General features: G+C 64.5%; 29 protein-coding genes. 13 read left to right on the top strand and 16 right to left on the bottom strand.

Annotated elements, in window-relative coordinates; all coding sequences use genetic code 11:
- Positions 1–98: 98 nt before the first annotated feature.
- From QQ977_RS12185 to cyaB, 4 genes are all read right to left on the bottom strand, one after another.
- Positions 99–500 (bottom strand): DUF7475 family protein, encoded by a 402-nt coding sequence (locus QQ977_RS12185; protein WP_345783336.1) that lies wholly within the window; start codon positions 498–500, stop codon positions 99–101.
- A 96-nt stretch (positions 501–596) separates the two neighbouring features.
- Positions 597–890 carry a hypothetical protein gene (locus tag QQ977_RS12180; RefSeq protein WP_285926044.1) on the bottom strand — a complete coding sequence of 98 codons (294 nt, stop codon included), beginning with the start codon at positions 888–890 and terminating at the stop codon, positions 597–599.
- 7 nt (positions 891–897) lie between these two features.
- Positions 898–2103 (bottom strand): methionine adenosyltransferase, encoded by a 1206-nt coding sequence (locus tag QQ977_RS12175; RefSeq protein WP_285926043.1) that lies wholly within the window; start codon positions 2101–2103, stop codon positions 898–900.
- Between the two features lie 69 nt (positions 2104–2172).
- A complete protein-coding gene (gene cyaB / locus QQ977_RS12170) occupies positions 2173–2751 on the bottom strand; it encodes a class IV adenylate cyclase (RefSeq protein WP_285926042.1) in 579 nt (192 codons plus the stop codon).
- Positions 2752–2842: 91 nt separating this feature from the next.
- Here cyaB and QQ977_RS12165 point away from each other — a divergent pair, with 91 nt between their 5' ends.
- Entirely contained in the window at positions 2843–3805 is a 963-nt protein-coding gene (locus tag QQ977_RS12165; RefSeq protein ID WP_285926041.1) for an FKBP-type peptidyl-prolyl cis-trans isomerase, read from the top strand.
- Positions 3806–3845: 40 nt separating this feature from the next.
- Here the strand turns inward: QQ977_RS12165 and QQ977_RS12160 are convergent, their stop codons facing one another.
- A complete protein-coding gene (locus QQ977_RS12160) occupies positions 3846–4472 on the bottom strand; it encodes an RAD55 family ATPase (RefSeq protein WP_285926040.1) in 627 nt (208 codons plus the stop codon).
- A 223-nt stretch (positions 4473–4695) separates the two neighbouring features.
- Between QQ977_RS12160 and pyrB the strand changes: the two genes are divergently transcribed.
- From pyrB to QQ977_RS12140, 4 genes are all read left to right on the top strand, one after another.
- A complete protein-coding gene (pyrB, locus tag QQ977_RS12155) occupies positions 4696–5610 on the top strand; it encodes an aspartate carbamoyltransferase (RefSeq protein ID WP_285926039.1) in 915 nt (304 codons plus the stop codon).
- Entirely contained in the window at positions 5607–6071 is a 465-nt protein-coding gene (gene pyrI / locus QQ977_RS12150; protein ID WP_285926038.1) for an aspartate carbamoyltransferase regulatory subunit, read from the top strand. Before pyrB ends, pyrI begins: the two co-directional genes overlap by 4 nt.
- A gap of 238 nt (positions 6072–6309) precedes the next feature.
- Positions 6310–7146 (top strand): hypothetical protein, encoded by an 837-nt coding sequence (locus tag QQ977_RS12145; RefSeq protein WP_285926037.1) that lies wholly within the window; start codon positions 6310–6312, stop codon positions 7144–7146.
- A gap of 82 nt (positions 7147–7228) precedes the next feature.
- Positions 7229–7948, top strand: a complete 720-nt coding sequence (locus QQ977_RS12140) for a histidine kinase N-terminal 7TM domain-containing protein (protein WP_285926036.1) — start codon at positions 7229–7231, stop codon at positions 7946–7948.
- A gap of 36 nt (positions 7949–7984) precedes the next feature.
- On the opposite strand, the gene QQ977_RS12135 is transcribed toward QQ977_RS12140, so the two are convergent.
- From QQ977_RS12135 to QQ977_RS12115, 5 genes are all read right to left on the bottom strand, one after another.
- Positions 7985–8464, bottom strand: a complete 480-nt coding sequence (locus QQ977_RS12135) for a 50S ribosomal protein L11 (protein WP_285926035.1) — start codon at positions 8462–8464, stop codon at positions 7985–7987.
- Positions 8465–8513: 49 nt separating this feature from the next.
- The gene (gene cutA / locus QQ977_RS12130) at positions 8514–8816 is read right to left on the bottom strand and encodes a divalent-cation tolerance protein CutA (protein WP_285926034.1); all 303 of its coding nucleotides are present in this window, start codon (positions 8814–8816) and stop codon (positions 8514–8516) included.
- A 74-nt stretch (positions 8817–8890) separates the two neighbouring features.
- Positions 8891–9076, bottom strand: coding sequence for an HEWD family protein (locus QQ977_RS12125; RefSeq protein WP_285926033.1), 186 nt, complete (start codon positions 9074–9076; stop codon positions 8891–8893).
- 202 nt (positions 9077–9278) lie between these two features.
- Positions 9279–10601 carry a cytochrome P450 gene (locus QQ977_RS12120; protein WP_285926032.1) on the bottom strand — a complete coding sequence of 441 codons (1323 nt, stop codon included), beginning with the start codon at positions 10599–10601 and terminating at the stop codon, positions 9279–9281.
- Between the two features lie 60 nt (positions 10602–10661).
- A complete protein-coding gene (locus QQ977_RS12115; RefSeq protein ID WP_285926031.1) occupies positions 10662–12173 on the bottom strand; it encodes a phosphoenolpyruvate carboxykinase (ATP) in 1512 nt (503 codons plus the stop codon).
- A 253-nt stretch (positions 12174–12426) separates the two neighbouring features.
- Between QQ977_RS12115 and QQ977_RS12110 the strand changes: the two genes are divergently transcribed.
- Entirely contained in the window at positions 12427–13242 is an 816-nt protein-coding gene (locus QQ977_RS12110) for an MOSC domain-containing protein (RefSeq protein WP_285926030.1), read from the top strand.
- Between the two features lie 15 nt (positions 13243–13257).
- Here the strand turns inward: QQ977_RS12110 and QQ977_RS12105 are convergent, their stop codons facing one another.
- The 3 genes from QQ977_RS12105 to QQ977_RS12095 form a co-directional block, all read right to left on the bottom strand.
- The gene (locus QQ977_RS12105; RefSeq protein WP_285926029.1) at positions 13258–13656 is read right to left on the bottom strand and encodes a hypothetical protein; all 399 of its coding nucleotides are present in this window, start codon (positions 13654–13656) and stop codon (positions 13258–13260) included.
- Positions 13657–13956: 300 nt separating this feature from the next.
- Positions 13957–14343: a helix-turn-helix transcriptional regulator gene (locus tag QQ977_RS12100; RefSeq protein WP_285926028.1), complete on the bottom strand. Its 387-nt coding sequence runs from the start codon at positions 14341–14343 to the stop codon at positions 13957–13959.
- 179 nt (positions 14344–14522) lie between these two features.
- Positions 14523–15194 (bottom strand): hypothetical protein, encoded by a 672-nt coding sequence (locus QQ977_RS12095; protein ID WP_285926027.1) that lies wholly within the window; start codon positions 15192–15194, stop codon positions 14523–14525.
- A 200-nt stretch (positions 15195–15394) separates the two neighbouring features.
- On the opposite strand from QQ977_RS12095, the gene QQ977_RS12090 reads away from it, so the two are divergent.
- Positions 15395–15727 (top strand): hypothetical protein, encoded by a 333-nt coding sequence (locus QQ977_RS12090; protein ID WP_285926026.1) that lies wholly within the window; start codon positions 15395–15397, stop codon positions 15725–15727.
- Positions 15728–15807: 80 nt separating this feature from the next.
- On the top strand, positions 15808–17967 hold the full coding sequence (rqcH, locus tag QQ977_RS12085; protein WP_285926025.1) for a ribosome rescue protein RqcH: 2160 nt from the start codon (positions 15808–15810) through the stop codon (positions 17965–17967).
- A 66-nt stretch (positions 17968–18033) separates the two neighbouring features.
- Here rqcH and fen read toward each other — a convergent pair whose 3' ends face one another.
- On the bottom strand, positions 18034–19014 hold the full coding sequence (gene fen / locus QQ977_RS12080) for a flap endonuclease-1 (protein WP_285926024.1): 981 nt from the start codon (positions 19012–19014) through the stop codon (positions 18034–18036).
- Between the two features lie 391 nt (positions 19015–19405).
- A complete protein-coding gene (gene cofH, locus QQ977_RS12075; protein ID WP_285926023.1) occupies positions 19406–20776 on the bottom strand; it encodes a 7,8-didemethyl-8-hydroxy-5-deazariboflavin synthase subunit CofH in 1371 nt (456 codons plus the stop codon).
- A 172-nt stretch (positions 20777–20948) separates the two neighbouring features.
- Between cofH and QQ977_RS12070 the strand changes: the two genes are divergently transcribed.
- The 4 genes from QQ977_RS12070 to QQ977_RS12055 all read left to right on the top strand — a co-directional run bounded on the left by QQ977_RS12070 (position 20949) and on the right by QQ977_RS12055 (position 24856).
- Positions 20949–22016, top strand: coding sequence for a glucose 1-dehydrogenase (locus QQ977_RS12070; RefSeq protein WP_285926022.1), 1068 nt, complete (start codon positions 20949–20951; stop codon positions 22014–22016).
- Entirely contained in the window at positions 22013–22660 is a 648-nt protein-coding gene (gene gfcR, locus QQ977_RS12065) for a transcriptional regulator GfcR (RefSeq protein WP_285926021.1), read from the top strand. The genes QQ977_RS12070 and gfcR overlap by 4 nt, the downstream gene beginning before the upstream one ends.
- A 199-nt stretch (positions 22661–22859) precedes the next feature.
- The gene (locus QQ977_RS12060; protein ID WP_285926020.1) at positions 22860–23369 is read left to right on the top strand and encodes a cupredoxin domain-containing protein; all 510 of its coding nucleotides are present in this window, start codon (positions 22860–22862) and stop codon (positions 23367–23369) included.
- A 119-nt stretch (positions 23370–23488) separates the two neighbouring features.
- On the top strand, positions 23489–24856 hold the full coding sequence (locus QQ977_RS12055; RefSeq protein WP_285926019.1) for a molybdopterin-dependent oxidoreductase: 1368 nt from the start codon (positions 23489–23491) through the stop codon (positions 24854–24856).
- Positions 24857–24910: 54 nt separating this feature from the next.
- Here the strand turns inward: QQ977_RS12055 and QQ977_RS12050 are convergent, their stop codons facing one another.
- Positions 24911–25441: an FKBP-type peptidyl-prolyl cis-trans isomerase gene (locus QQ977_RS12050; protein ID WP_285926018.1), complete on the bottom strand. Its 531-nt coding sequence runs from the start codon at positions 25439–25441 to the stop codon at positions 24911–24913.
- 134 nt (positions 25442–25575) lie between these two features.
- On the opposite strand from QQ977_RS12050, the gene QQ977_RS12045 reads away from it, so the two are divergent.
- The gene (locus QQ977_RS12045; protein WP_285926017.1) at positions 25576–25920 is read left to right on the top strand and encodes a glutaredoxin family protein; all 345 of its coding nucleotides are present in this window, start codon (positions 25576–25578) and stop codon (positions 25918–25920) included.
- Positions 25921–25924: the final 4 nt, after the last annotated feature.

Below are 25924 nucleotides of genomic sequence, written 5' to 3'. Positions count from 1 at the left end.
CGAGTGACGACCGACGTTCATACTGCCGGGCAAAACAGTTCACACACCGACCGCACTCGAGACGCGATCGGGTGTTCACTGACTTTTGTCTGGTAGTATCAGGCGTCGGTATAGAGGTAGATGGCACAGACAGCCAGAATCGCCTCGGCGGCTTTCGTGATCACCGCGAGCGGATTGAGGTCCCCGCCCATGTAGAATGCCTCGATGCCCCAGCCCTGAACGGGGAACAACGCGAGGATCGTCACGATCGAGTACGCGGCCGCGACGAGAAACAGCGGCCGCCGCCAGAACCGGGTCAGATAGATAGCTGCCCCGCCGAGAAAGCCGAGCCCGTTGAGGATAAACAGGATGCCGAGCGTCTGGCTGAACTGGATGGCGTTCGTCGATGCTACGAGGTGTAACACACCCGTGACGACCGCCATCAGGATCGCGACGTACCCGACCGGGTTGGACGGGGGGTCGAATAGCGATTCCGTACCAGTTGTGGAATTTGCGCACATAGTCGTGCAGATTGTTCCGACGGCACGCGAAAAAGAAGTATGGTTCGCTCGTCGAAAGTGTGGGACTGCGACGGGGTTGTGGCGCGGATCCGGTCGCTACCGGGTTTCGGTCTTCGAGCGGATCTCGTCGCCTTCTCGCCACTGGTAGTACAGGTACTCCGTCCCGTCGATCTCGGTCACCGTAACGCTTGCGCGGTCGGGAACGTCGGCCGGATACTCGAGGTCCTCGAGGTCGTCTCCCTGCGTGTGTTCTTTCCACGACGCGAGCTCGTCGACGTACCGGCCGACGGCACGGAGCGTCTCCGGGTCGTGGGACTCGAGTGCCTCGAGCAACTCGGGATCGAGCTCGCGTTCGAGGTCATCGGGCGGTGCTGGTCGGTCTGCGGTCATCGGCCGATTAGAACGTCGTCAACTCGCCGTCGATGACCTGCCGCGTCACGCCGGTCACGTTCGCGAGACGGTCGTCGACGATCGCTTCGATCTCGCCTTCGACGTCTCCCAGCGAGACGCCGTCGTCGGTGACGACGTGGACGTCGGCGACGTGAGGCTGGTCGATCGGACGACCGATCTGAGAGAGCAGGCGCACGCGCAGATCGCGGATGTCGTCGACCTCTGCGACGACGTCTTCGGCGATGTGCGTCGAGAGCAGATTGTAGATCTTGCCGATGTGATTGACCGGGTTCTTGCCGCTTGTCGCCTCCATCGACATCGAGCGGTTGGGCGTGATGAGTCCGTTCGCGCGGTTGCCCCGGCCGACGGAGCCGTCGTCACCCTGCTCGGCGGAGGTGCCGGTGACCGTGAGATAGATCGATCCCTCCTCGTAGTCGTCGGCCGTGTTGACGTGAACCGATACCTCGCGATCGGTGTACTCGCCGGCGACCTCGTGGACGTACTCGCGGACGGACTCGACGGCGGCTTTGTACGCTTCCATGTCCGGGACGTGCTCGTCGATCATCGCGGCGGCGACGGTGACGTCGATGTGATCGCCCTCTCGTTTGCCCATGATCTTCACGTCCGGGCCGAGCACGGGGTTTCGTTCGGCGTACTCCCCGTTGAGTCGACGTTCGGCGTTATAGACGATCCGTTCGGTCTCCGTCAGGGGGGCGTGTCCGACGCCGAAGCTCGTGTCGTTTGCCATCGGGACGGTCGCGCCGTCTTCGCCGAAGACTTCCTGTAAGTCGCCACTTCCCTCGCCGAGGCGAACGTCGACGACGACGTCCGTCCCGAACTCGAGTTTCGGGATCTCTTCCTCGAGGTACTCGCGGGCGGCCCGGAGCGCGATCGTTTCGGTCGGAATCGTCTGGCCTCCGTAGCGTTTCGTCGCGCGGCCGACGATCAACAGGTAGATGGGATCGACGACCTCGCCGCCGCCGAATGCGGGTGCTGCCTCGCCGGCGACCAGCTGAGTTTCGTCGGTGTTGAAGTGCAACACCTTTCCGACGCGGTCGATGTATTCGCGTGCGAGCGCACTCGCGACGCTCTCTGCGATGCCGTCACAGATCGAATCAGGGTGACCGATACCCTTTCGTTCGACGATCTCGACTTCCTGGTCCTCGACCGCCCGTCGGTCGATCGGCTCGATTCGAATGTTCCGCTCGGTCATTGGCGAACGTTGCGTCGGTGTGGTTCTATAACTTGCGAAAAGCAGACCCGCCTGAAAGATGCCTCCGGGTTATTTCTCGAGTGCGAGCTCGAGATACGACGTCCGGATGCTCGCGTCGGGATCGAGTCCGAGTTGGTCGAGTACGCCGAATGCGCCTTCGCGAGCGGACTCGAGGTCGGCTTTCTCGGCTTCGGTTTCGACCTCGACGAACGTTCCGACGTCGTCGACGCGGTCGAGGGTGACGGTGTAGCCTTCGAGTGCGAATCGCTCGCGTTCTTTGCGAACCGTCGCGGCCGGTTCGAACCCGAGATTCGTGAGGATCGCGTCCATCTCGGCGGCGTCCTCGAGGCGCGTTTCGACCTCCTCGCGGGTCTTCGACTCGTCGTCGACCAGCGGCCCCTTGTACGTGAGCCGACTCCCGTCGGTATCGTTCGTGTCGTTGCTCGAGTCGGCGTCACCGATACGACCCTCGCGGACCGTCTCGCGTCTGATTCGCAACGCTTCGTCGGTCTCCGGGAACGACCGGTGTGGCGCGTCGTAGTAGGTGTCTTCCTGGACGACGGTCGCGAGCGCATCGGCCTCGAGGTCGCCGAGTCGGTCGCGGACGGCCTCGAGATCTGCAGGGACCTTCACTTCGACTTCGTACATGGGGCGGATCACGGTCGGGACCCGTAAGTATCGGTCGTTCCGGCCGGCTCAAAACGTCGTCCTTTTATGCAGACGGCTGGACGTACTACGTATGACCGAGGAACAGGCCGAGCAGGCCGACGACGTCGACGAAGACGTCGAAGACGGCACGACCGACGACGAAGCGAGCGGGCTCCAGGCTGGCGACTTCGTCAAGCTCGGGTACACTGCACGTACCGTCGAGGAGGAACAGCTGGTCGATACGACCGATCCCGACGTCGCCGAAGAGGAAGGCGTCGACGATCAGCAAACCGAGTTCAAACCGCGGACCATCGTCCTCGGAGAGGGACACATCTTCGAGGCCGTCGAAGACGAGATCGTCGGCGCCGAAGCCGGGGACTCGGGCACGGTCACGATTCCCGCCGAAGAGGCCTTCGGCGAGCACGATCCCGACGACGTCGAGACGATCAGCGCCGAGAAGATCGACGAGGACGACCGCTACCCCGGTGCACACGTCCAGATCGAGGGCCGGACCGGTCACATCACGACGATCATCGGCGGTCGCGCTCGCGTCGACTTCAACCATCCGCTCGCCGGCGAGGACGTCGAGTACGACTACGAGATCGTCGACGTCGTCGACGACCGCGAGGAACGCGCCGCCGGCCTCTTCGAGATGTACCTCGACGTCTCGCCCGAACTCGAGATCGAGGTCGACGAGGTCGAGGAAGAGGTTCCCGTCGAGCCCGACGACGAAGACGAAGACGCCGAACCCGAGTTCGAGACCGAAGTCGTCGAGAAAGAGACGCTGTACGTCGAGTCCACCCCACAGCTGACGATGAACCAGCAGTGGATGTTCTCGAAACAACAGATCGCCCAGGACGTCATCGACAAAGTCGGCGTCGACCGCGTCATCGTCCAGGAGATCATCGACGGTGCCGGCGGCATGATGGGCGGCATGGGCGGTATGATGAGCGGGATGGGCGCTGGCGGTGGCGACATCGAGGACGCACTCGAGGACGCAGACGTCGACGCCGACGAGATCGTCGACGAACTCGAGGCCGACGCCGACGAGTAACGTTCACGAAAGCTCGAGGCGAAACGCTACGATCGGGAGATCAAGCGATGTCGCGGCTCGTGTCGATCTCGACCCGTTCTGAGAGTTCGAGTTTGATCGTCTCGGAGGGGGCACCACCGCGGCGGTACTTGGGAATCGTCAGGAAGTTCTCGAGTTCGGTCGCCCCGACGGTCGTCCGGAGATCGAAGACCGCGTCGGCGACGTGTGTCGTCGTCGGCCGGTTCTCGGGTTCGGCGTCGCTTTTCAGACAGTGCAAGAACGCGAGACTCCCGGTCTCGAGCATGCGATCTTTGAGCGTATTGAGAAAGTCGACGTACTCGTGTCGGTCCGTCCGTTCGAGGACGTCGACCGGGTCGATGATGAGGTTCGCACCGTCGGGAAGTGCACCGATCAGGCGCGTCGCTTCCGAAAGTGGCTCGTCGCTGTCGAGGTGACGGACGGTCGGGCTGCCGACGCGTGCCATCGACGAGTCGATCGCGTGACGAACGGCGTCGTCGGACCGTTGTGTCGTGACGTAAAGCGTTCCGCGTGCGGCGGTGAGCTCGTACAACAGGAGTTCCGACTGGCTGGCCGGATCGGCGGTGTAGGCCACGATACACCCGGGTGGGATCCCCCCATCGAGTTTTCGGTCTAACACGTTGATACCAGTCTGCAGCCGACCCTCCATGCGGATGTGAGTATTTCCCTATCCGACTGATAACTCTTTGCCTTAGCTTCGGCCGCCGAACAAATCCTCGTCGAACCGGGGATAGCTCCGCACCAGCGACGTTCGAACTCGACGTCAATCGCGGTCGAGACGGTAAAAAATGTCACCGTAGCATCATTCTGATTTCGAAACGACGCGAGCGGATGGAGAGATTCAAGGGGTCGGCGAGTGCCATGACGAACAGATGCGCCACGATCACCTCATCACGAGCAAACAACTCTCTCGCGAGGACATAACGCGGGTCCTCGATCGCGCGGCCGAGATCGACGACGATCCGGACGCCGTCGCGAAAGCACACGCCGGGTCGTTGCTCGGGTTGCTCTTTTTCGAGCCGAGCACCCGCACGAAGATGAGCTTCGAGACGGCGATCAAGCGACTGGGTGGTGACGTCGTCGACATGGGATCGATCGAGTCCTCGAGCGTCCAGAAAGGCGAAACGCTCGCGGATACGGTCCGCGTCATCGAGGGGTACGTCGACGCACTCGTCCTCCGTCACCCACTCGAGGGGGCGCCGAAGATGGCAAGTGAGTACGTCGACGTCCCGCTCATCAACGCCGGCGACGGCGCGGGCCATCACCCGACCCAGACGCTGCTCGATCTGTACACGATCCGAGAAAACGCCGGACTCGACGATCTCTCGATCGGGATCATGGGCGACCTGAAGTACGGCCGAACCGTCCACTCGCTTTCGTACGCACTGACGAACTTCGATACGCAACAACACTTCATCAGTCCCGAGAGCCTACAGCTTCCTCGAGACGTCGTCTACGATCTCCACCAGCAGGGCGCGACGGTCCGGGAACACGAGAGTCTCGAGTCGGTCCTTCCCTCGCTCGACGTGCTCTACGTCACGCGTATCCAGCAGGAACGGTTCCCCGACGAAGACGAGTACCGGAAAGTCGCAGGCGAGTACCGGATCGACCTCGAGACCCTCGAGGCGGCACGCGACGACCTGACGGTGTTACATCCGCTTCCCCGCGTCGACGAGATCGCCGCAGACGTCGATACGACCGAGCACGCGTCGTACTTCGAGCAGGCTCACAACGGCGTTCCGGTCCGGATGGCCCTGCTCGATCTCCTCGTGGGTGATTCCGCATGAGTTCCGACGATCACGCACTCCGCGTCAGCAAGATCCGTGACGGCACTGTCATCGACCACGTCCGCGGCGGGCAGGCGCTCAACGTCCTCGCTATTCTCGGCATCGACGGCAGCGATGGAGAAGAGGTTTCGGTGGGGATAAACGTCCCCTCCGATCGGCTCGGACGCAAAGACATCGTCAAGGTCGAGGGTCGCGAGCTCAGCCAGGACGAGGTCGACGTTCTCTCGTTGATCGCCCCCGACGCGACGATCAACATCGTCCGTGACTACGACGTCGAGCGAAAACATCGCGTCGAACGCCCCGAGATCGTCGAAGGCGTCCTCGAGTGTCCCAACGATAGCTGTATCACGACCGCGAACGAGCCGGCCACCTCCCGCTTCGAGGTGCTCAGAGACGGCGTTCGCTGTGAGTACTGTGGGCGGATCGTCAGAGAGGACATCGCCGACCTGATCTGTGAGTGAGCCGGGACGCGGTCGGGTCGCTCTCCGGCCGTTTTGGATCGACCTCTAGAAAAATCTAAGTGCGCGTCTCACGTAGCCACAGATACATGTCCCGGACAGTCAAGGTCTTGATCGCGCTGGTCGTCATCGTTCTCGTGTGGAAACTCGTCTCCGGCCGTTCCTCCGAGGTCGAAGTCGAGTACGAACCGACCGAGTAGGATTCCGAACGTCTTACCCGCTGCGTTTCGTACGTCCCCGTATGTATGGCGTCGTCACGCGCAACGCCGACGAAGTGAACTGGGAGGAGTTCGATCGCGGGTTCTACGAGGTCAAAGACGTAACTGGTCGATCCGCCGAGCCGATCGCCGACGCCGTCAACATGGTCTCGTGTTTCGGGGACAACGCTGCCGCCGACGCCGACCCGTCGCTCGTTCCCGTCGACGACATGGGACGGCCAGCGACGCGTGAGCGTCCGTACTTCGACTGGGCGTACATCTGTCCCTCCCGCGAGGAGTACCGGGAGGGGCTGTTCGAGGTCATCGACGACTGCGTCGAGGCGAACGAGGACGTCCGACTCGACGACGTCGGCTTCCCGCGAGCCGAGTACTGCCGCTGTGGCGTCTGCGAGGAGGCATTCGCCGCGAGCGAGTTCGACGATCGCTTCGAGTGGCGGGCAGACGTCATCACGGAGTTCGTCGCGGACGCCGTCGACCGGATTCCGGGTCGGGTGTACCTGACGCTGTATCCCGACCCGTATCCGGGTCACCTCTACGAACGGTCCGGTCTCGACCTCGAAGCGCTCGAAGCGGTCGTCGACGAGTTCGTCGTTCCGCTGTATGACATGGCCTACACGACGACCTACTGGCTCGAGACGATCGCGAAGGGATTCGAGAGCGCGCTCGAGGAGACGCCGTTTAGCGTCGAACTGTACGCGGTCGACGTCGACGTCGACAACCTGATCCACGCGACCGAGGTGGCAGCCGCGTACGGAACCGACGTCTACTTCGGCTACGAGGCGAGCAACGCCCGGGCGGCGTTGCGACGGATGCGCGCCGACGAGCGCGACGGCGCTTCCTACGGCGACCCCGACAGCTGATCGGCTCGGGGAGAAAGCACGTTCAGCCGGTGCTGTGTCGGCGTGGCGTAACTACCAAGGTAGAGTACGACCGACACCAGCTATGTCAGTGGTGCAGTGGGGGACGTGGGTACTCGTAGCCGGCGCAGCCGTCGTGGTCCTCTCGACGTATCCGTACGTTGCGACCGCGATCTCGTATCGCGGCAGCGACAACGGACTGGCGTACATTCTCCTCGTGATGGGCGCGGGCGTCTGGAACGCCATGTTCGCCGCGCAGGTGCTCGATCCGGACCCACTCGTGAAGGGGTTTTTTCTCGCGTTGAGTTTCGTCGGCTCGTCCCTGGCCGGACTCGGGTGGTTTTTGTTCGCCGCCACCGCCAGCAGCACGGTGGGCGTGCCACAGCGACGACTGGTCTACGGGATCACGGCCGTCCTCACCGGTCTCAACATCGTCTGTATCGCCACGACGCCTGCACACGATCTGTACTGGTCGCTGTCGTCGGAGCCGACCGGGACGGTCGCGTTCGTCGCAATCTCCCCACAGCTCGGCTACTGGATCCACACGACGCTGCTCGTGGTGTTGTTCGCCGCGGGAACGTCGTTGTTCGCCGACGCGTGGGACGCCGGCATCAGCGTCCGCTACACGCGAGCCTACACGTGCGCCGGAATCGTAACCGTTCTTGCAGTCCTCACCACCGACGTCCTGGTTCCAGGCGGCGCGTCGGCCACGCCGCTTGTCGCCGCCGGCTTGACGACGGTCGGCTGGCTCCAGGCCGACGACGGGCGGTTTCGACTGTGGCTTCGCACGATGAGACCGTCGTAGCGGCTCCGATGTCGACCGTCGAAAATCGAGTCGGCGTTACGCTTCGGCCAGGACGTCGTCGAATTCGCCGTCGTCGACCTTCTCTTTGAACTCGCGTGCGTCCTCGCCTTCGATGGTGACGCCGAGAGAGGCACACGTGCCGACGACCTCCTTCGCGGCGTTTTTCGCGTCGTAGGCCAGCAGATCGGGTTTTTTCTGCTCGGCGATCTGTTTGACCTGATCGATCGAGAGGTCCGCGACGAAGTCCTTCTGGGGCTCGCCGCTGCCGGTATCGAAACCGGCCTCGTCTTTGATGAGTTCTGCCGTCGGCGGCACGCCGACCTCGATCTCGAAGGAGCCGTCGTCTTCGTACTCGACCGTTACCGGGACTTCAGTCCCGTCGAACGCTTCGGTCTGGTCGTTGATCTCCTGTACGACGGCCTGGACGTCGACCGGCGTCGGTCCGAGCTCGGGACCAAGCGGCGGGCCGGGATCGGCCTGGCCACCCGGAACGAGCACTTCGATGGTTCCAGCCATACCCGAACGAACCCGTGCGCGAGTTTTAAGGATTGCTTTTTGGGGCAGTCTACTCGATCACGTCCTCGCGCCACGTCGCGAACGACTCGAGGACGTCGTCCTCGTCGAATCGCTCGATGCAGGGAACGTCGTGAGGGTGAAGCTCCTGGACGCGGGAAACGAGGTCGTCGTAGGCGTCGTCGGTCGTCTTCGCGAGCAACAATGCCTCTTCCTCGCGGTGGATCTCGCCCTCCCAGCGGTAGGTCGACCTGATCGGCAGGTGATTGACACAGGCGACGAGTCGCTCCTCGAGCACCGTTTCGACGATCTCGTCTGCGGCGGAAAGCGGTGCGGTGATGTACACCGTTGGCATGGATACGTCTACGGCGGAAGCCGACAAAAGCGTACGCGAACGTGGGTCCGTCGGGGACGTCTCCGGAGTCGCGATCAGCTCTCGTCGATCGGGTTGAACGTGCCGGTGATGTCCCACTCGTGGATGCAGTGTGGATTGCCGACCCGCTTCTCGCCGTCCTCGCGGACGAGTTGCCATGCCTCGAGGTCGTCGTCCCATCGCTCCTGCCGACCGCACAGTTCGCATTCGCGGACGGTTGGTTTCCGTAGCTGCGCGCTCATTGTCGGGTATGGAAACCGGACGCATATAATCGTATCTGTGTGTGATAGCCGCTGAATCTGCGATCTGTGACACCTCGAGCGACGTTTGCCGAGTATACGATCAGCTGTGGGTTCGCGTTCGGGGCTTCGATCACTCGCGGGCCGATCGAATGTTCGAATACGGAGCGTGCACGTGGCGGGATCGACGAGACACCGATGATATTCAAAATCGTGTCCGTACGGACGCGGTAATGTCCGTCTCGATCCGGAGCTGGAGGGACGATCGGAACGTCAGGGGTTCGTCGACCTCGAGGTCGAGATCGGCGCGATCGACCATCGTCGCGAGCGCCAGCACCAGTTCCAGCCGGGCGAAGTCGGCACCGATACAGCGGCGCGGGCCGCCGCTGAACGGGAAGTAGGCGAACTCCGGCCGGTCGGCATCTCGCTTCCACCTCGAGGGGTCGAACGTCTCCGGCTCGTCCCAGAACCGTTCGTCGCGGTGGGGGACCCACTGGGGAATCAGAAACTGGGTGCCGGCGTCGAACTCGTACTCGCCGACGGTCACGGGTTCGATCGCCTGCCGGCTGACGCCCGTCGTCGGCGGGTACAGTCGGAGCGTCTCGTCGATCACGCGACGGGTCAGCTCGAGGTCGTCGTACTCCCCGGCCGTCGGCCAGTCGCCGTCGACGACCCGGTCGTACTCCGCCCGGAGCCGGTCGGTCACCTCGGGGTGGTTCGCGAGCAGATACCAGGCCCGGATGAGCGTCCCCGCGGGGGACTCGTGGCCGGCGAGCACGAACGCGACCAGGTTGTGTCGAACCTCCGCCATCGTTAGCTTCCCGCGATCGTGTGCCTCGAGCAGAATCGAGCACACGTCCTCGCGGGCGTCGGCGTCGGCTCGCCGCCGCTCGAGGAGGTCGTCGACGACGGCGTCGAGCCGTCCCACCGCACGCCGAAACCGAAACTCCGTCGGCGTCGGGATCGCGTTCGGGAGCAACTGACCGGGGCGGCTGAAGTCGGCCCGGTCGAGGAAGGCGTCGGTGGCCTCGAGGACGACGTCCTCCCGGCCGCGGAGGTCCGCCTCCAGCAGGGTCTCCCCGAGGAGTTGGACCGTCAGCCGACGCATCTCGGCGGCGAGGTCGATCCGGTCGCCGTCGTTCCAGTCCTCGAGAAAGCGGGCCGTGACGGATCCGAAGCGGTCGCCGTACTGTGTGACGCGCTCGCGGGTAACGGCCGGGTGGGCCCCGCGACGGAGCCGCTTCCAGCGCTCACCTGTCGCCGTCGTCATGGCGTGGTCCTCGATCCCCTGGAATGTCGCCTGCTGCTCGGTACCGATGGTGAACGCGTGCTGGTCGTCGACGAGGATCGTCTCGATTTCGTCGGGACCGGTGACAAGGTATATCGACTCGCCGAGGAGCCGGAGCCGAACGACATCGCCGTGGGCGGCCCACTGCTCCAGCGCCGCGGTCGGGTTCCGGGCGAACGCCAGCCCGTGCCCCAGAAGCGCCATCCCGTCCGGGGTTGGGGGTGTACCGGATTCGCTCATACCCGTTCTTCGTGTGGAAGCGAGTTAGTGGTACTCGCTCGCATACGGCTTCCAGCCGACTCAGTACGTCGCGTCTTTGATCTCTGGAGCGAGTGCTTCGAAGCTCTCGAGGTACTCGCGTCGTTCCTCGCGGAGTTCGGCGGCGGCGTCCTCGTAGTCCTCGACGTGGTCGGGGACGTAGAACTCCTCGACGTCGATGCCAGGGATCTCGGCGGGAATCGTCATGTCCATGCGGTCGTCGTGGGTCCACTCGACGGTGTCCCGCGCGAGTTCGGTGAGAATCGTCACCGACTCCGTGACGCCGACGTCTTTGGATTCGTTGCCGAGGTAGCCGGTGTTGATGACGTAACAGTCGACGTCGAGGTCGGCGATGAGGTCACGGAAGAGGTTGCCCTCTTCACCTTCGGAGCCGACGATGAAGGGGTTAGTGCCGACGACGCGGATCGATTCGCCGGCCCGGTCGGGGTCGCCCGCGCTCGTCTCGATCGACTCGCCGAGCATGAACGCGACGGCGGCTTCCTCCTCGTCGAGTTTCGTGACCGGAGGCATCAGCGGGTTCCGGGTGATGAAAAACACCTGGTCGACCCGGTCGAGGTCGATCTCCTCGTCCGCGCTCGCGAGGTGTTCGCGCTGGACGACGGCCCGGGAGTTTGCGGTGTACCGGTCCTCCTCGAAGTGGACCGTGCCGTCGTCGTCGACCGCGACGTTCTCGAGCACCGCGGACTCGTCGGTCGCCGCGTCGTACAGCGCCGGCTGTTCGTCCTCCTCGAGGCCGATGGTCTTGATGTACAGCCCCTGACCCTCGCTGCCAGCGACGGAGCCGTCCGGCAGGAGTGCACAGACGTCGTCCTGGAGCATGACGGCGTCTTCGGGCTCCTCGAGCCAGCAGCCATGCGAGGTCAGCGTCGATTTGCCGGTCGCGGAGAGGCCGAGGAACACCTGGCCGACGATGCGCATGTCGCCGTCGGCGTCGCGGACGCGGACGCGTTTGCTTCCGGCATGAAGCCCGAGGCCACCGCGTTGTTTCGTGCGGTACATGAGCAACCGGAGGAACGACTTCTTGGCCTCGCCGGTGTAGTCGCTGCCGAGTACGGCCGTGAACCCCTCCTCGGGACGGATGCGGATCGCGGTCTCGTCGTGGTCGGGGATCTGGACGGTGTGGAGATCGGGTTCACGACCGTCCGTCGGTTCGAACAGCTTCGCCCACGCGAGCGCGATCCGTGCGTACTCCGTCGGCACGAAGAGCCGACAGCAAAACGTCGCGTCGGGGTGGCGGCCCATGATCCGATCGACACAGACCATCTCGCGCTCGCCGGCGAGGTCGGCGGCGTCCTCGAGCAGCTCGTAGTCCTCGTCGCCGAACTCGTCGTCGACGGCGTTTTTCGTCCGTTCGGAGCTTCGCGATCGGTATTCGCTGACGTACGACGGCGATCCGTACTCGGTCGTCGTCTCGTCGGGTTCTGCGAGCTCGCGGAGCTCCTCGAGCGAGGGATTGTAGATGACGTTCGACGCTGTGTTCGGATCGGGAAGCCGTCTGGACAGCGGCCGGCGCTCCGTCCCGGTTTCGGACATACTAGAACGAGACGTATCCTGACGCATAAACGTAGAGGATATTCGTTCCCGTGTGCGACAACGTAACCCGTGTGTCGTTGCCATACAGCAGTTCGTACGGTCGAGTACGCACGCCGTACGAGTAAACAAGGGTCTGACATTCGGTGAACTCGAGACCGACGAAATCGGAGACTCCGCTCGTAAGCGATCGCTACGGTTCGGTAGGCCCCGTCGATAGACACGCCTTTTCCCGACCGGCACGACGTGTCGATCGATGGCACACCTCGAGAAGATCCTCGTCTACCCGATCAAGTCGCTCGACGGGACGGCCGTCGAGTCGGCGGCGATCGTCGAAAACGGCGGTCTGGAGTGGGACCGACGGTACGCGATCGTGGACTCGAGTGGCGAGTACGTAACCGGGAAACGCGAGCAGGTGATCCACCGGCTGCAAGCCGAGTTCGATCTCGAGCAGGAGGTGGTGACCGTCGGCGAGTACGACGGTGACGGAAAGCGCCATACGTCTGTCGACCGGCGGACGTTTCACCTCAAGGACGACCGCGACGCACTCGCGTCCTGGCTCACCGCCTTCTTCGACCGGCCGGTCGAGCTCGTCCGTGACGACGAGGGCGGCTTTCCGGACGACGAAGACGCTTCGGGACCGACGGTGATCGGGACGACGACGCTCGAGGCCGTCGCCTCGTGGTACGAGGGAATCGACGCCGCGGAGCTGCGTCGTCGCCTGCGGCCGAACCTCGAGGTCGGCGACGTCCCGGCGTTCTGGGAGGATCGACTCTACGATCGGCCCGGACGAGTCGTCCCGTTCGAGATCGGATCCGCGAGCCTTCGCGGGGTCAACCCGTGTCAACGGTGCGTCGTCCCGACGCGTCACCCCGATACCGGCGAGCCGACGCCGGGATTTCGGGAGACGTTCGTCGACCGGCGTCGGGCCACGCTGCCGCCGTGGGCGCACGAGACGCAGTTCGATCACTACTTCAGGCTGATGGTCAACACACGAGTTCCCGAGTCGACGTGGGGGGAGTCGATCGCGGTCGGCGACCCGGTGATGATCGAGAGTCCGGAGTCAGCGTGAGCGACGGACCCTGCCTCACGGCGAGAAATCGAACCGCGGCCGGTCGTACGCCGGTCGTCGGTGTTCGACCTCGGTGCCGTCCTCGTATTTGACGTAGCTCAGGTAAAACGTTCGACCGCAGCCGTCCCTGTCGGCCGCCGGTCCGTCGACGTCGGCGTTGGGGCCGTCTGCGATTCGAACGCCGTTGTCGTCCTCGACGTCTTCGGATTCGTCGCCCTCGACGTAGATGTCGCCGCCGGCGTCGCCCAGGCAGACGAACTCGATGCCGTCTGCAGCCTCGACGTCGTCCGTCGTGGCGGCGTACTCCCAGCCCGCGAGTGGTTCCCGGGTGACGCACTTGTCCCGGAGGTAGCCCTCGCGCTCGACGCCGGTGACGGCTCCACAGTACGGACAGTAGTAGGTGACCTCGACCATGTGAGAGCGTGGGTCCGCACCGGTATAGGATTCTCGGCGGTGCGACGGCTCGAAGACGGGATCATCGAAGTCGTCACGGACGTCAAATCGAGATGAACGACGCGCTGATTGCGACGCCGTCGAAGTCGAGCCCGCAGCGAGCTCGCCGGCCCGTCGGAACGCGGTTCCGCTCACTCTCCGGGAACGCCGTCTCGCGTGCCCGACAGAGCGGTCGGCACGGAGTGACACCCGTCGGTGTCCGATTCGTCGGCGGTCACAGCGGCGGGCGAACACTGACTGCGCTCGAGTCGATAGTATCCGTTACTCTCCGAGGTGAGAGCGATATCCCTTGGGTTCGAAGCCGCGACGGCAGATGACGCGTTTTCGACCGACGGTGACCGCGCTGATCTGATCGTCCGCTTCCATCGTGTCGACAACGCGCTCGAGGTGGTCTTCCGACCAGCCGGTTTGCTCGATGATCGTCGTTTCGTCGACGCGCCCGCCGCGTTTGACGAGCAGGCGGAGGATCTTGTCCTCGTCCGAGAGGTCGCGGTCGTCGACGCCGTACTCGACCTGTTCGGCGTAGCTCAACGTCGCGTCCGTCTCGCTCTCTTCGATCGCGTCGGGCTCGTCTGTCGGCGGTTCCTCGTCCGTAGTGTCGGACCGCCAGAGAGACGAGAGACGGGTCCAGAGTGTGCGAAATACCATGTGTGTGTATCACCGTCCGATGGGACGATATGTCCGATTGTACGGCCTCCTACCTTGGTGTTATGCTCATCGGACTATATGTCGGTTCCGCCACCAGCCGGGATGGCTTGCCGTGACGGGGACAACCGACAGAGAGGACAGCCGCGACGAATAACATCGGCCTTGGGAACGCAAGGTCGTTACTCCTCGACGGTCATCTCGAGTTCGAGCACGCCGAGGTAGTCGGGCGCGCCGCCGCCGTGTAAGCGGAACTCGACGACCGTCGAGTCGACCTCCTCGTAGAACTCCCCTTGGGTCTCGGGGACGAGGGTGCGCCCGTCCTCGAGCTGGATGAGCGCCGGCGTTTCGGTCCGTTCCATGAGTTCGCGTCGCTGTGCCCACTCCTCGCCCGTCCGGAGGAAGACCCCGAGAGAGAACCGTCCCGCGGCGACCGCCTCGCGTTTCGAGTCGAACCGCCCCGCCTCCTCGGCTTCGAACTCCTCGTCACTCATCCAGGCGAGCACCGTCGCGTCAGCGGTCCGGACGAGGTAGACGTCCCAGCCGAGTGTCGCGTCGAACACTGCCCACGTGTTCCGGGGTCCGATCGTGTCGACCTCGAGGCTGAACGCCGGGACGTCGCGGGCGTCAGATCTCTCGTGGACGAACGTGGCGTCGTAGCCTGGAACCCGGACGCCCCGGTAGTGGAAGACGACGCCCGCCCGTTCGACGGGTCCCTCGTGAGCGATCTGGACCTCGGGCGCTAGCGCCTCGAGGACGCCCTCGACCGCGAGACCGCCGGCGTCCTCGAGACGGTCGAAAAACGACGGCACCCGGGTGACGTCGGGACCGGGGTCGGTCGTGTCCGCGCTCATCGTCGCCGAGCCACCTCGTCCGATCGATCGGGGTCGGGATCGAGGGTGAGGGTGCGGTTTACCGCAGCCCGGCAACCCTCGACAGCGTCGGTCATGGGTCAGTGCAGGGCGCTCGAGCCGATTAGTCTTTTCAAAGTGTGCCGACGAACGGCCATCATGAACGAATCGATCGACAAGCGACGACGCGTTCAGGATCGACCATGACCGACGCCGACGCCGTCACCGAGGTGATCGCCGACGCGACCGTCACCGTCGAGGTCCCGATCGAGCGAGGCGACGAGCTCGCCGCGGGGGTGACGGACGCCCTCGAGGCCGTTCCCGTCGTCCGGTACGCAGGCGTCGAGACCGTCGGCGAGGTCGACGCAGGCGAGGACGGGCTCGCGGTCGCGGTCGGCTGTCGGCTGACGTTCCACGTCGACGAGCGTCTCGCAACCGTCGGGGAAGTCCGCGATCGGCTCGCGGCCGCCCCCGGCGTCCACGCCGTCGAGGACTTCGACGCCATCGACGGCCCCTACCGCGTCGCGGCGTGGTGAGTACGAACTGACGTCGGCTACGAGCAGTTGCTGCGGCCGGGAGCGACACGTCTTTTTGACCTGGCCGGACAGTGTGTTGTATGGATCCAAAGCGGGAGCTTACAAGCGTCGACCTCGCCGCCCTCGTCGAGGAACTCGGGGCCTACGAGGGCGCGAAGGTCGACAAGGCCTACCTCTACGGTGACGACCTCGTCCGGCTGAAGATGCGTGACTTCGACCGGGGCCGGGTCGAGCTACTGATCGAGGTCGGCGACGTCAAACGCGCCCACACGGTCGCCCAGGAACGAGTGCCCGACGCGCCGGGACGACCGCCACAGTTCGCGATGATGCTTCGCAACCGATTACAGGGAGCGGACTTCGCCGGCGTCTCCCAGTACGAGTTCGACCGCATCCTCGAGTTCGTCTTCGAGCGCGAGGACGGCACCACGCGGATCATCGTCGAGCTGTTCGGCCAGGGCAACGTCGCCGTCACGGACGGCGAGTACGAGGTGATCGACTGCCTCGAGACAGTCCGGCTGAAGTCCCGTACCGTGGTGCCGGGCTCGCGCTACGAGTTCCCCGAATCCCGCATCAACCCGCTTGCGGTCTCCCGGGAGGCATTCGACCGGGAGATGGAGGAGTCGGACACCGACGTCGTCCGGACGCTCGCGACCCAGCTCAACTTCGGAGGGCTGTACGCCGAGGAGCTGTGTACCCGCGCCGGCGTCGAGAAGGGGCTCGACATCGACGACGCCGATTCGGAGGTCTACGACCGGCTCTACCGGGAGATCGAACGGCTCGCGATCGACCTCCGGACCGGGCACGTCGATCCCCGGCTCTACGTCGCGGACGGCGCGGACGACGCGGACGACGCGAACGACGCGGACGAGGAACGCGACGGCGACGACCGCGTCGTCGACGTCACGCCGTTCCCGCTCGAGGAGCACGACGACCTCGCGAGCGAGCCCTACGACAGCTTCCTCGAGGCGCTCGACGACTACTTCTACCGGCTCGAACTCGAAGACGAGGAGCCAGCCGAGCCGACCGACCAGCGCCCGGACTTCGAGGCCGAGATCGAGAAACACGAACGGATCATCGAACAACAGCAGGGTGCGATCGAGGGGTTCGAGCAGGAGGCCGAACGGAAACGCGAGCAGGCCGAGTCGCTGTACGCGAACTACGGGCTGGTCGACGAGATCCTCTCGACGATCCAGACGGCACGCGAGCAGGACCGTCCCTGGGACGAGATCGAGGAGCGCTTCGAGGAGGGGAAAGAACGCGGCATCGCGGCCGCCGAGGCGGTCGCCGACGTCGACGGCCGCGAGGGGACGGTGACGGTCGCACTCGAGGACGAACACATCGACCTCGTCGCCAGCGACGGCGTCGAGAAAAACGCCGACAGGCTCTACACGGAGGCCAAACGCGTCGCCGAGAAGAAAGAGGGCGCACTCGCGGCGATCGAGGACACCCGCGAGGACCTCGAGGCGGTCAAACGTCGCCGCGAGGAGTGGGAACAGGCCGACGACGAGGACGACGCCGACGAGGGAGGCGAGGACGACCCGGAACGCGATTGGCTCGCCGAGCCCTCCGTACCGGTACGGAAGAGCGAGGAGTGGTACGAGCGGTTCCGGTGGGTCCACACGAGCGACGACTTCCTCGTCATCGGCGGGCGAAACGCCGACCAGAACGAAGAACTGGTCAAGAAGTACCTCGAGCCGGGTGACAGGGTCTTTCACACCCAGGCCCACGGCGGCCCCGTCACCGTCCTCAAGGCGACCGACCCGAGCGAGGCCTCGAGTCCCGACGTCGACATCCCCGACGCGAGTCTCGAGGAGGCCGCCCAGTTCGCCGTCTCCTACTCCTCGGTCTGGAAGGACGGCCGCTTCGCCGGCGACGTCTACATGGTCGACGCCGACCAGGTGACGAAGACGCCCGAAAGCGGCGAGTACTTAGAGAAGGGCGGCTTCGCGATCCGTGGCGATCGCACCTACTTCGACGACACGCCGGTCGGCGTCGCCGTCGGGATCCAGTGTGAACCGTACACCCGCGTGATCGGCGGTCCGCCGTCGGCGATCGAGGAGCGGGCGGTGACGACACTCGAGGTCGAACCCGGCCGGTTCGCACAGGGTGACGTCGCGAAGCGGATCTACCGGCGGCTGCGCGAACGGTTCGAGGACGAGTCGTTCGTGCGCACGGTCGCCAGTCCGGACCTGATCCAGCACTTCCTGCCACCCGGCGGGAGTCGCATCCTCGAGGAGTAAAGCCGTCGTCATCCGGGCGGCGTCGACCGGATACACGCGACGGCGACCCGGTCGGAGACACCGCCGTCACGTCCAGCGATCCAGCCCCGTCTGTGTCACGCTCTCCTCGATGCGCTCGAACCCACGTTCGACCTCGTCGGGATCGACGGCCCACTCCTCGGTGACGTAGGCCCGTGCGGCCTCGAGGTCGGGCTCGAGGCTCGTCGCGACGTCGTAGTCGTCGGTGACGGTCGGCTCGCGGAACAGCTGGCGGACCCGGTCGCCGTGCTCGACGCTGTCACCGCGAGCCTCGAGGACGCTCCAGAGGTCGCCGTGCTCGGTGATCTCTGCGATCGCGGTCTTGGGGCCGATCCCGGAGACGCCCTCGTTGAAGTCCGTCCCGATGAGAATGGCGGCGTCGATCAACTGCTCGAGCGTGAGCTCGTGTTTCGCAAGCGTCGCCTCGAGGTCCATCAGTTCGGGATCGCCCTTGCTCGTGAGCTGGCGCAACGTCTGGGGTGCGCCAAAGAGCAGGGCGTCGTAGTCCTCGGTGCCGACGTAGTCGGCGTCACCCCGGCGGGCCATGTGTGCGGCCTGGGCCTCGCCCTCCGCGGGGGCTTCGACGACCGGCACGTCGAGGAGGGAGAGCAGTTCGCGGCTGGTCTCCTGGATCGTCGGCGTCAGGCGCTGGGTGCGTGACTCCAGCCGGGCGATCGCGACCGCGTCGCCCTCCTCGCGGGCGCGCTCGAGTTGTTCCTCGTAGCTCTCGCGCTGTTTGCGACGGGACTCGATCTCGTCTGCCTTGAGTTCGGAGGGGCCGCCGTCGAAGACCATCACGGGCGTGATGTCGTGTTCGAAGAACTTCGGCAGGCCCTGGACGATGCCGACGAGGTTGGCGACCTCGGTCCCGTCGGGGGTCGTGTAGACGTCGCTGTTCGTCCACTTGACCGTCGTCGTCAGGTACCGGTAGAGCCAGTTGTGGGCGTCGACGGCGACGACCGACCCCTCGAGGTCGGCGAAGGATACCTCCTCGATGACGGCGATCTCCCGGAGTGCTGCGTTTCCCATTGCCGGCTCTAGGGCCGGCCGGAATTTGAAATCGTGGGTTCGGCTCCGGGAGATCACACTGACTGCTGCCGTCCTGTCCGGCAGCGTGTCATAGAAGCCCTCACACACCATGCCTATCGGAGTCTTGTCAAGTGTCGCGTGCAAGATACAGGGCGCAAACTGCTCGCTTCGCTCGCAGTTTCTATCGGCATAGACCGCGGTCCGAGACGCGCGTCAGCGCGTCTCTCTGCGATGTGACGAATGAACCGTGAGCGAAGCGAACGGTGAATTCATCCTCTAAGTCTTGCACTGCCTTCTGCAACCATTCCTATTCCAACACTTCTATGTCACGCACCCTGGCAACCGCGACACGTCTGGCGGTTGCCCCGATACACAGTTACAGCTATCCGTATCAGTCGTCCGCCGGCACCCGCTTCTCGTCCTCGAGCAGCGGCGTGCCGTCGGCCTGCGGGCCGAGCCGTGGGCCGAAGGGCGGATCGTCGGGGTCGATCACGCGGCGTTCGGTGTAGTCGGTCGAGCGCTCGACCGGCACCCGCCCGATCGAGCTGATCAGCTCGACGTAGTCGGCGACCGAGCGGAACTCGCCGTACTCCCCGCCCGCACGCTTTGTGATCTCCTCGGAGAGGATCGTCCCCATGAAGTCGTCGGCCCCGCAGTTCAACATCTTCAGCCCGCCCTCGTTGCCGTACTTGACCCAGGAGGACTGGATGTGCTCGACGTTGTCGAGAAAGAGCCGCGAGACGGCGATCATCAGTTCGTCCTCGTCGGGGCTCGCGCCGCCGGAGACGACGCCGTGGCGGTACAGTGGGGTGTTCTCGTGGACGAACGACAGCGGGACGAACTCGGTGATCGCGCCGTCGACTCGCTCCTGGAGCTCGCGGACGCGCTCGAGGTGTAACACCCGGTGGGCCTCGTTTTCGACGTGGCCGTACATGATCGTCGCCGTCAGTCCCAGGCCGACGTCGGCGGCGGCTTCCATCGCCGCGAGCCACTCGTCGGAGCCGATCTTGCCGGGACAGATCACCTCCCGGACCTCGTCGACGAGGATCTCGGCGGCGGTGCCCGGCACCGTATCGAGACCCGCCGCTTTCAGGCGGCGGTAGACCTCCTCGTAGCTCCAGTCGGTGCCCCGGCGGGCGTGGTAGGCCTCCTCGGGGGTCATCGAGTGGACGTGGACGCCGTCGACGTCCATCGCTTCGATCTGCTCGACGTAGGTGCCGGGATCGGTCTCGTAGGCCGCCGGCGGCTTGTAGTTGACCGCCGTCGGGTCCTCGTGGGCCTCGAGAATCTCGCGGTGTTCGGCGTCGAGGGCGAAGGCCGGGTGGAGCCCGGAGACCGAACAGACCTCGTAGATGCCACGGGAGACGGCGTCGCTGACGATCTCGCGTGACTCTGCGGGCGTCTTCGTGAAGCCGGCCGTTGCCCCCTCGTGGTCGGTCTCGAAGGTGGACGCGGCGTCTTTGAAGTTACAGAACAGACAGCCGACGTTACAGGCCGTCGTGACGTTGTTGTTCAGGTTCGCGACGAAGGTGACCTCCTCGCCGACGACCTCCCGGCGTCGCCGGTCTGCGACCTCGAGCACCCGCTCTTTGCGTCGTCGATCGATCCCCTCCACGTCGGTCCCGGTCGTCAGCAGCTCGATCCCGTCCGCGACCGTCAGCCGCTCGCCGTCGCGGGCCTTCGCGAGTGCGTTCTCGAACGACTGGTCGGTTCGAGGGACGTGCTCGAACTCGAGGTCCGTCTCGGTCACCGATCGATCCATCGTGGAGACGAACCGAGCACAGGGACAAAAGCGTGATGGATCGCTCGTCGGTTCGACCGCGACGCGGTCTCGTCCGATCGAACACCTTCTTCGACCCGATCGCACGCTCGATCTTAGAAAAGTCACTCGACTCGAGGTAAATCTTTAGTCCGTTGCCGCCGTCAGATCGAGCATGGACGCCATCGCAGTCGAGCCCGGGGCGGGAGAGCCGGCGCTGTTCGAAGTGCCCGTCCCCGAACCGGGCCCCGGCGAGGCCCTCGTGCGGACGCTTCGCGTCGGCGTCGATGGCACCGACCACGAGGTCATCGCGGGCCACCACGGCGACGTCCCCGCGGGCGAGGATCGGCTCGTGCTCGGCCACGAGGCCGTCGGCGTCGTCGCCGACGCGAACGACACCGACCTCGAGGAGGGAACCGTCGTCGTGCCGACGGTGCGACGACCGCCGAACGGACCGACCGACCACTTCGAGCGCGGCCAGCCCGACATGGCTCCCGACGGCGAGTACGTCGAACGCGGCATCGTCGGGGCCCACGGCTTCATGGCCGAGTTCTTCACGAGCCCCGCCGGGTTCCTCGTTCCGATCCCCGAGGAGCTCGCGCCGGCCGGGTTCCTGATCGAGCCGATCAGCATCACGGCGAAGGCCCTCGAACACGCCCGCGCCTCGCGGTCGGCGTTCGACTGGCGACCCGAATCCGCGCTCGTACTGGGAAACGGATCGCTCGGACTTCTAACACTTTCGATCGTCACGGAGCGACTCGAGTACGACCGCGCTTACTGTCTCGGTCGTCGTGACAGGCCCGACCCCACGATCGACCTGATCGAAGGCCTGGGGGCGACCTACGTCGACTCACGGGAGACGCCGATTCCCGAGATTCCCGCCGAATACGAGCCGGTAGACGTCGTCTTCGAGACGACGGGCTATGCGAAACACGCCTTCGAGACGATCGACGCGCTCGCCCCGAACGGCATCGGCGCGTTGCTCGGCGTTCCCGACGACTGGACGTTCGAGATCGACGGCGGCAGGCTTCACCGGGAGCTCGTCTTGCACAACAAGGCGCTGATCGGCAGCGTCAACTCGAGTCGTGAGCACTTCGAGTCGGCCGCCGAGACGCTCGCGGCGTTGCCGGCGTGGATCGCGGACGATCTCGTGACAGGCGTCTACGGACTCGACGAGTTCGAGCGTGCGTTTGTGGACGACGACACGACTATAAAAACAGCGGTCGAATTCGATCGTATATGAAAAACGTCGACGACCTGATCGAGAGCGCGGCCGAGCTGGCGGATCGGGGGCTCTCGAAAGGCGAGATCGCAGACGAGTTGAACGTCTCCCGGGAAACGGCGAGCTGGCTCGTCGAGCGCAGCGACACGGCGACACAGGCAACGAGCACACCGGCGACGACGGTGGCCGGCGGTCCCCAGGACATCCACGTCGACTGGTCCGCGATCGGCAGAGACAGCAAGCGGATGAGCGCGATCGCGGAGGCGATGGCCGACCTGCTGGTGAAACACGGCGAGGACGTCGATCTCACGGTCGGCATCGAGAAGGCAGGCGGCCCGATCGCCACCCTCGTCGCCCGTGAACTCGAGACCGACCTCGCCACCTACACCCCATCGAAACACCAGTGGGAGGAAGAAGGCGACGTCGAACAGGATGGCGGCACGTTTTCCCGGAACTTCGCGACTATCCGCGACCGGGAGTGTTACATCGTCGACGACACTATCACGAGCGGTACGACGATGCGCGAGACGATCGGAGCGATCCGTGCCAGAGGCGGTGAGCCGCTCGCCTGTGTCGTCCTCGCCGACAAACAGGGCGTCGACGAACTCGAGGGCGTCCCCATCTACTCGCTGTTACAGGTCATAAGCGTCGGTAAAGACGAGTAGCGGGAGAGTTCGTCACTGTCGCGCTCCGGACTCGACTGCGAGAGACAGGCCAGCCGTGACGTCTACCGGTTCGGGGACGCACCCATCGTGTCAATAAACCATTCACACACCCAACTATCTGCAATTATTGTTGGGAAGTATCGGACAGTATTGCCTACTTCGGTGCCATTATGAATTCTGTATATTGAAGTGAACGTGGATGGCAGACGACGGTCATAGCCGGAGACGGTACTTGAAGTATGTCGGACTAACCGGAGCAGTCGGGTTTGCAGGTTGTCTCGAGGGAGACGACGGATCGAACGGCGACAACCAAGGTACCGAGGCGGCCGACGATGGTCGGGACGACTCGGAATCGAACGACGATTCGGGAGAGGAAGACGGCAACGGCGACGACGAGAACCGAGTCATCGTCGCGCCAGACGGCGACTGGACGTTCGAGCCCGAGGAACTCACGATCTCGGTCGGCGAAACGGTGACGTGGTACTTCGATGCACCGGGCCACAACGTGTCGTCCCATCCTGATGCATCGGACGTAAACGAGAACCCGGACGGTGCAGAGCCGTTCGCCTCCTACGAGGGGGAAGATCACTTCGATCTGGACGACCCAGATACAGAGTTCGAACACACGTTCGAGGTTCCGGGAGAATACACGTACGTGTGCACCCCCCACGACGGAAGTATGATTGGCACAATAATTGTCGAAGAGTGAACAACCCCTTACGATAAACCAACATGTCTACCAACGATTCACCAACCGAAACGACCGACGTATCGAGCCGAGAAACCGAACTGTCCGACGCGAAGCGCTTCCTGAACCGGCGTCGATTTATGGCGGCAGCAGGCGTTTCCGCGGGCGTCGCCCTCGCCGGCTGTGCCGGCGGCGATAACGGTGCAGACGACACCGGCGCAGACGACACCGGCGCAGACGACGACGGCGACGATCCCGAGCCTACCGACGACGAGCCAGAGCAGGGGACGATGGAGTACCTCGAGAACAAGTACCCCGGCCTCGAGGTCCACTCCGCCGATCCGGAAAACGCGGAAGCCGCCGAGCGAGGGACGTACATCAACTTCGTCACACCGGCAGAAGAGCACTTCATGCGGAACCGGTATCTCTCGCCCGCCATCGACGAAGACGACCACACGGTCGAGCTCCGACTTGCCGACGAGACGATCGACCTCTCGGTCGAGGAGATCAAACACGGCTACAGCACCGAGTCGGTCGCCCACACGATGCAGTGTACGGGTAACGGCCGATCCTACTTCGAACCGCAGGTCGGTGGCAACCCGTGGGCGTTCGGCGCGGTCGGTAACGCGGTCTGGACGGGGACTCCGGTCAGCGAAGTCCTCGAGGAGTACGGTGCCGATACCAGCGACGACATGTGGCTGATGGCCGCCGGTGACGAGGTCCCCAGCGAGGACGACCGGGTGTTCGCGCGGTCGATCCCCATGCAGAAGGTGATGGAGGACTGTCTGCTCGTCTACCAGATGAACGGACACGACCTGACCATCGAACACGGCCACCCGGTCCGACTCCTCGTCCCCGGCTGGTACGGCTGTAACAGCATCAAGTGGCTCGGCGAGCTGGAAGTCATGGACACGATGATGTACGGCGACGAGTGGGAGCGATACTACAACTGGCAGCAAAACTCCTACCGATTCGAGGTCGCCGGTCAGGACGCCGAACACCACGAGGAAGTGGACGTGTTCGACACGTGGCAGATGATGGACAACGCCGCAGCAGATGACGAGCCACTCGCGTACGCGTGGGACATGCTCGCGAAGTCCGTGATCGGCTATCCGGGCGAAGGTGACACCGTTACCCCACGAACGTCCGACGGGCAGGTCGAAATCACTGGCGTCGCGTGGGCCGGCGACAACGAGATCGAACAGGTCGAAGTGTCGACCGACGGCGGCGAGACGTGGGACACTGCCGAACTCTTCGGTCCCGCGATGCCAGGCGTCGACACCACGGCATCGTGGGTCCAGTTCCGGTACATGTGGACTCCGGACGACGACGGCGAGTACACGATCGTCTCGCGCGCAACCGACGATCAGGGACGTTCCCAGCCGCGAGACGTCGCTCACCAAGACGACGAACTCGAGACAGTCGAAGACGACGCCTTCCCGTGGGAGGCCGGTGGCTACGGAAACAACGCGTACTGGCCCCACCGCGTCGAAGTCGACGTCGAGTAGAACGCCCGACGACCACTCCGCGACAGCCGTGTTTTTATCGTCGTACCCCGACAGCTACTCCTGTCGACGGCCGTACTTTTTCTCCCAGTTTCGTCCCGATTCCTCGCCCGGCTTGCCGTGTACGTCGAGCAGCTCGACCTCGAGTTCGAGACGTTTCCCCGCTAGCTCGTGGTTGAAATCGACGACGACGCGGTCGGCATCGACAGCCGTCACCCAGCCGTACCGGCCGTCTCGTACCGTGACCATCGAATCGGGTTCGGGCTCGCCGCCGGCGAGTTCGTCGAACGTCTCGCGGTCGAACTCCTCGACCTTCGACTCGTCGTGTTCGCCGAATGCCCGCTCGGGTTCGACGATCTCGGTCGCCGTTTCGCCTCGCTCGAGCGTCTTGACGATCTCCTCGAGGGCGGGCACGACGTTACCCTCGCCGACCCGAAACTCGAGCGGTTTGTAATCCCCCTCGTCGTGATAGATCCCGCTCTCTTTGGCGACGTCGACGTCTGTCGTGTCGACGACCTCGCCTGCGTCTGGCCCGTCGACCAAGCGAGTGGTGTATCGCACCGTCGCGATCTGTCCGTCTTCGACCATGGTTGAGGCGTTGTGACACGACAGTAAAAGTCCTCCGCACCCCGAACTGCGGACGGATTCCCTGCCGTGTCGTCTCCGTCTTCGACGCTTCCGAGGGCACAAAGGCTATCCGGACGCATTGCCAACCCACGCACATGGACTTCCCACCCGACCCTGGACTCGAACAGGAAGACGTCAACGAGCTCGTCGACGAGGCGATCGAAGAGAACGAGATCGTCCTCTTCATGAAAGGTAACGAGCTCATGCCCCAGTGTGGCTACTCCAAGCGCGCACTCGGGTTGATCGCCGCCCACCGCGAGGAGTTCGAGACGGTCGACGTGCTCGACTCGCTCGAGGAGTACCGGGTCGCACTCGAGCGACACAGCGGCTGGGAGACGATTCCCCAGACGTTCGTCGACGGCGAGTTCGTCGGCGGTTCGGACATCCTCGTCGAACTCGAGGAACGGGGCGAACTCGGCGAGACGCTCGGTGCCGAGTAGCGAG

It is taken from the genome of Natrialbaceae archaeon AArc-T1-2, from assembly GCF_030273315.1.
GTDB lineage: Archaea > Halobacteriota > Halobacteria > Halobacteriales > Natrialbaceae > Tc-Br11-E2g1.
This window is presented reverse-complemented; position numbering and strand designations above follow the sequence as displayed.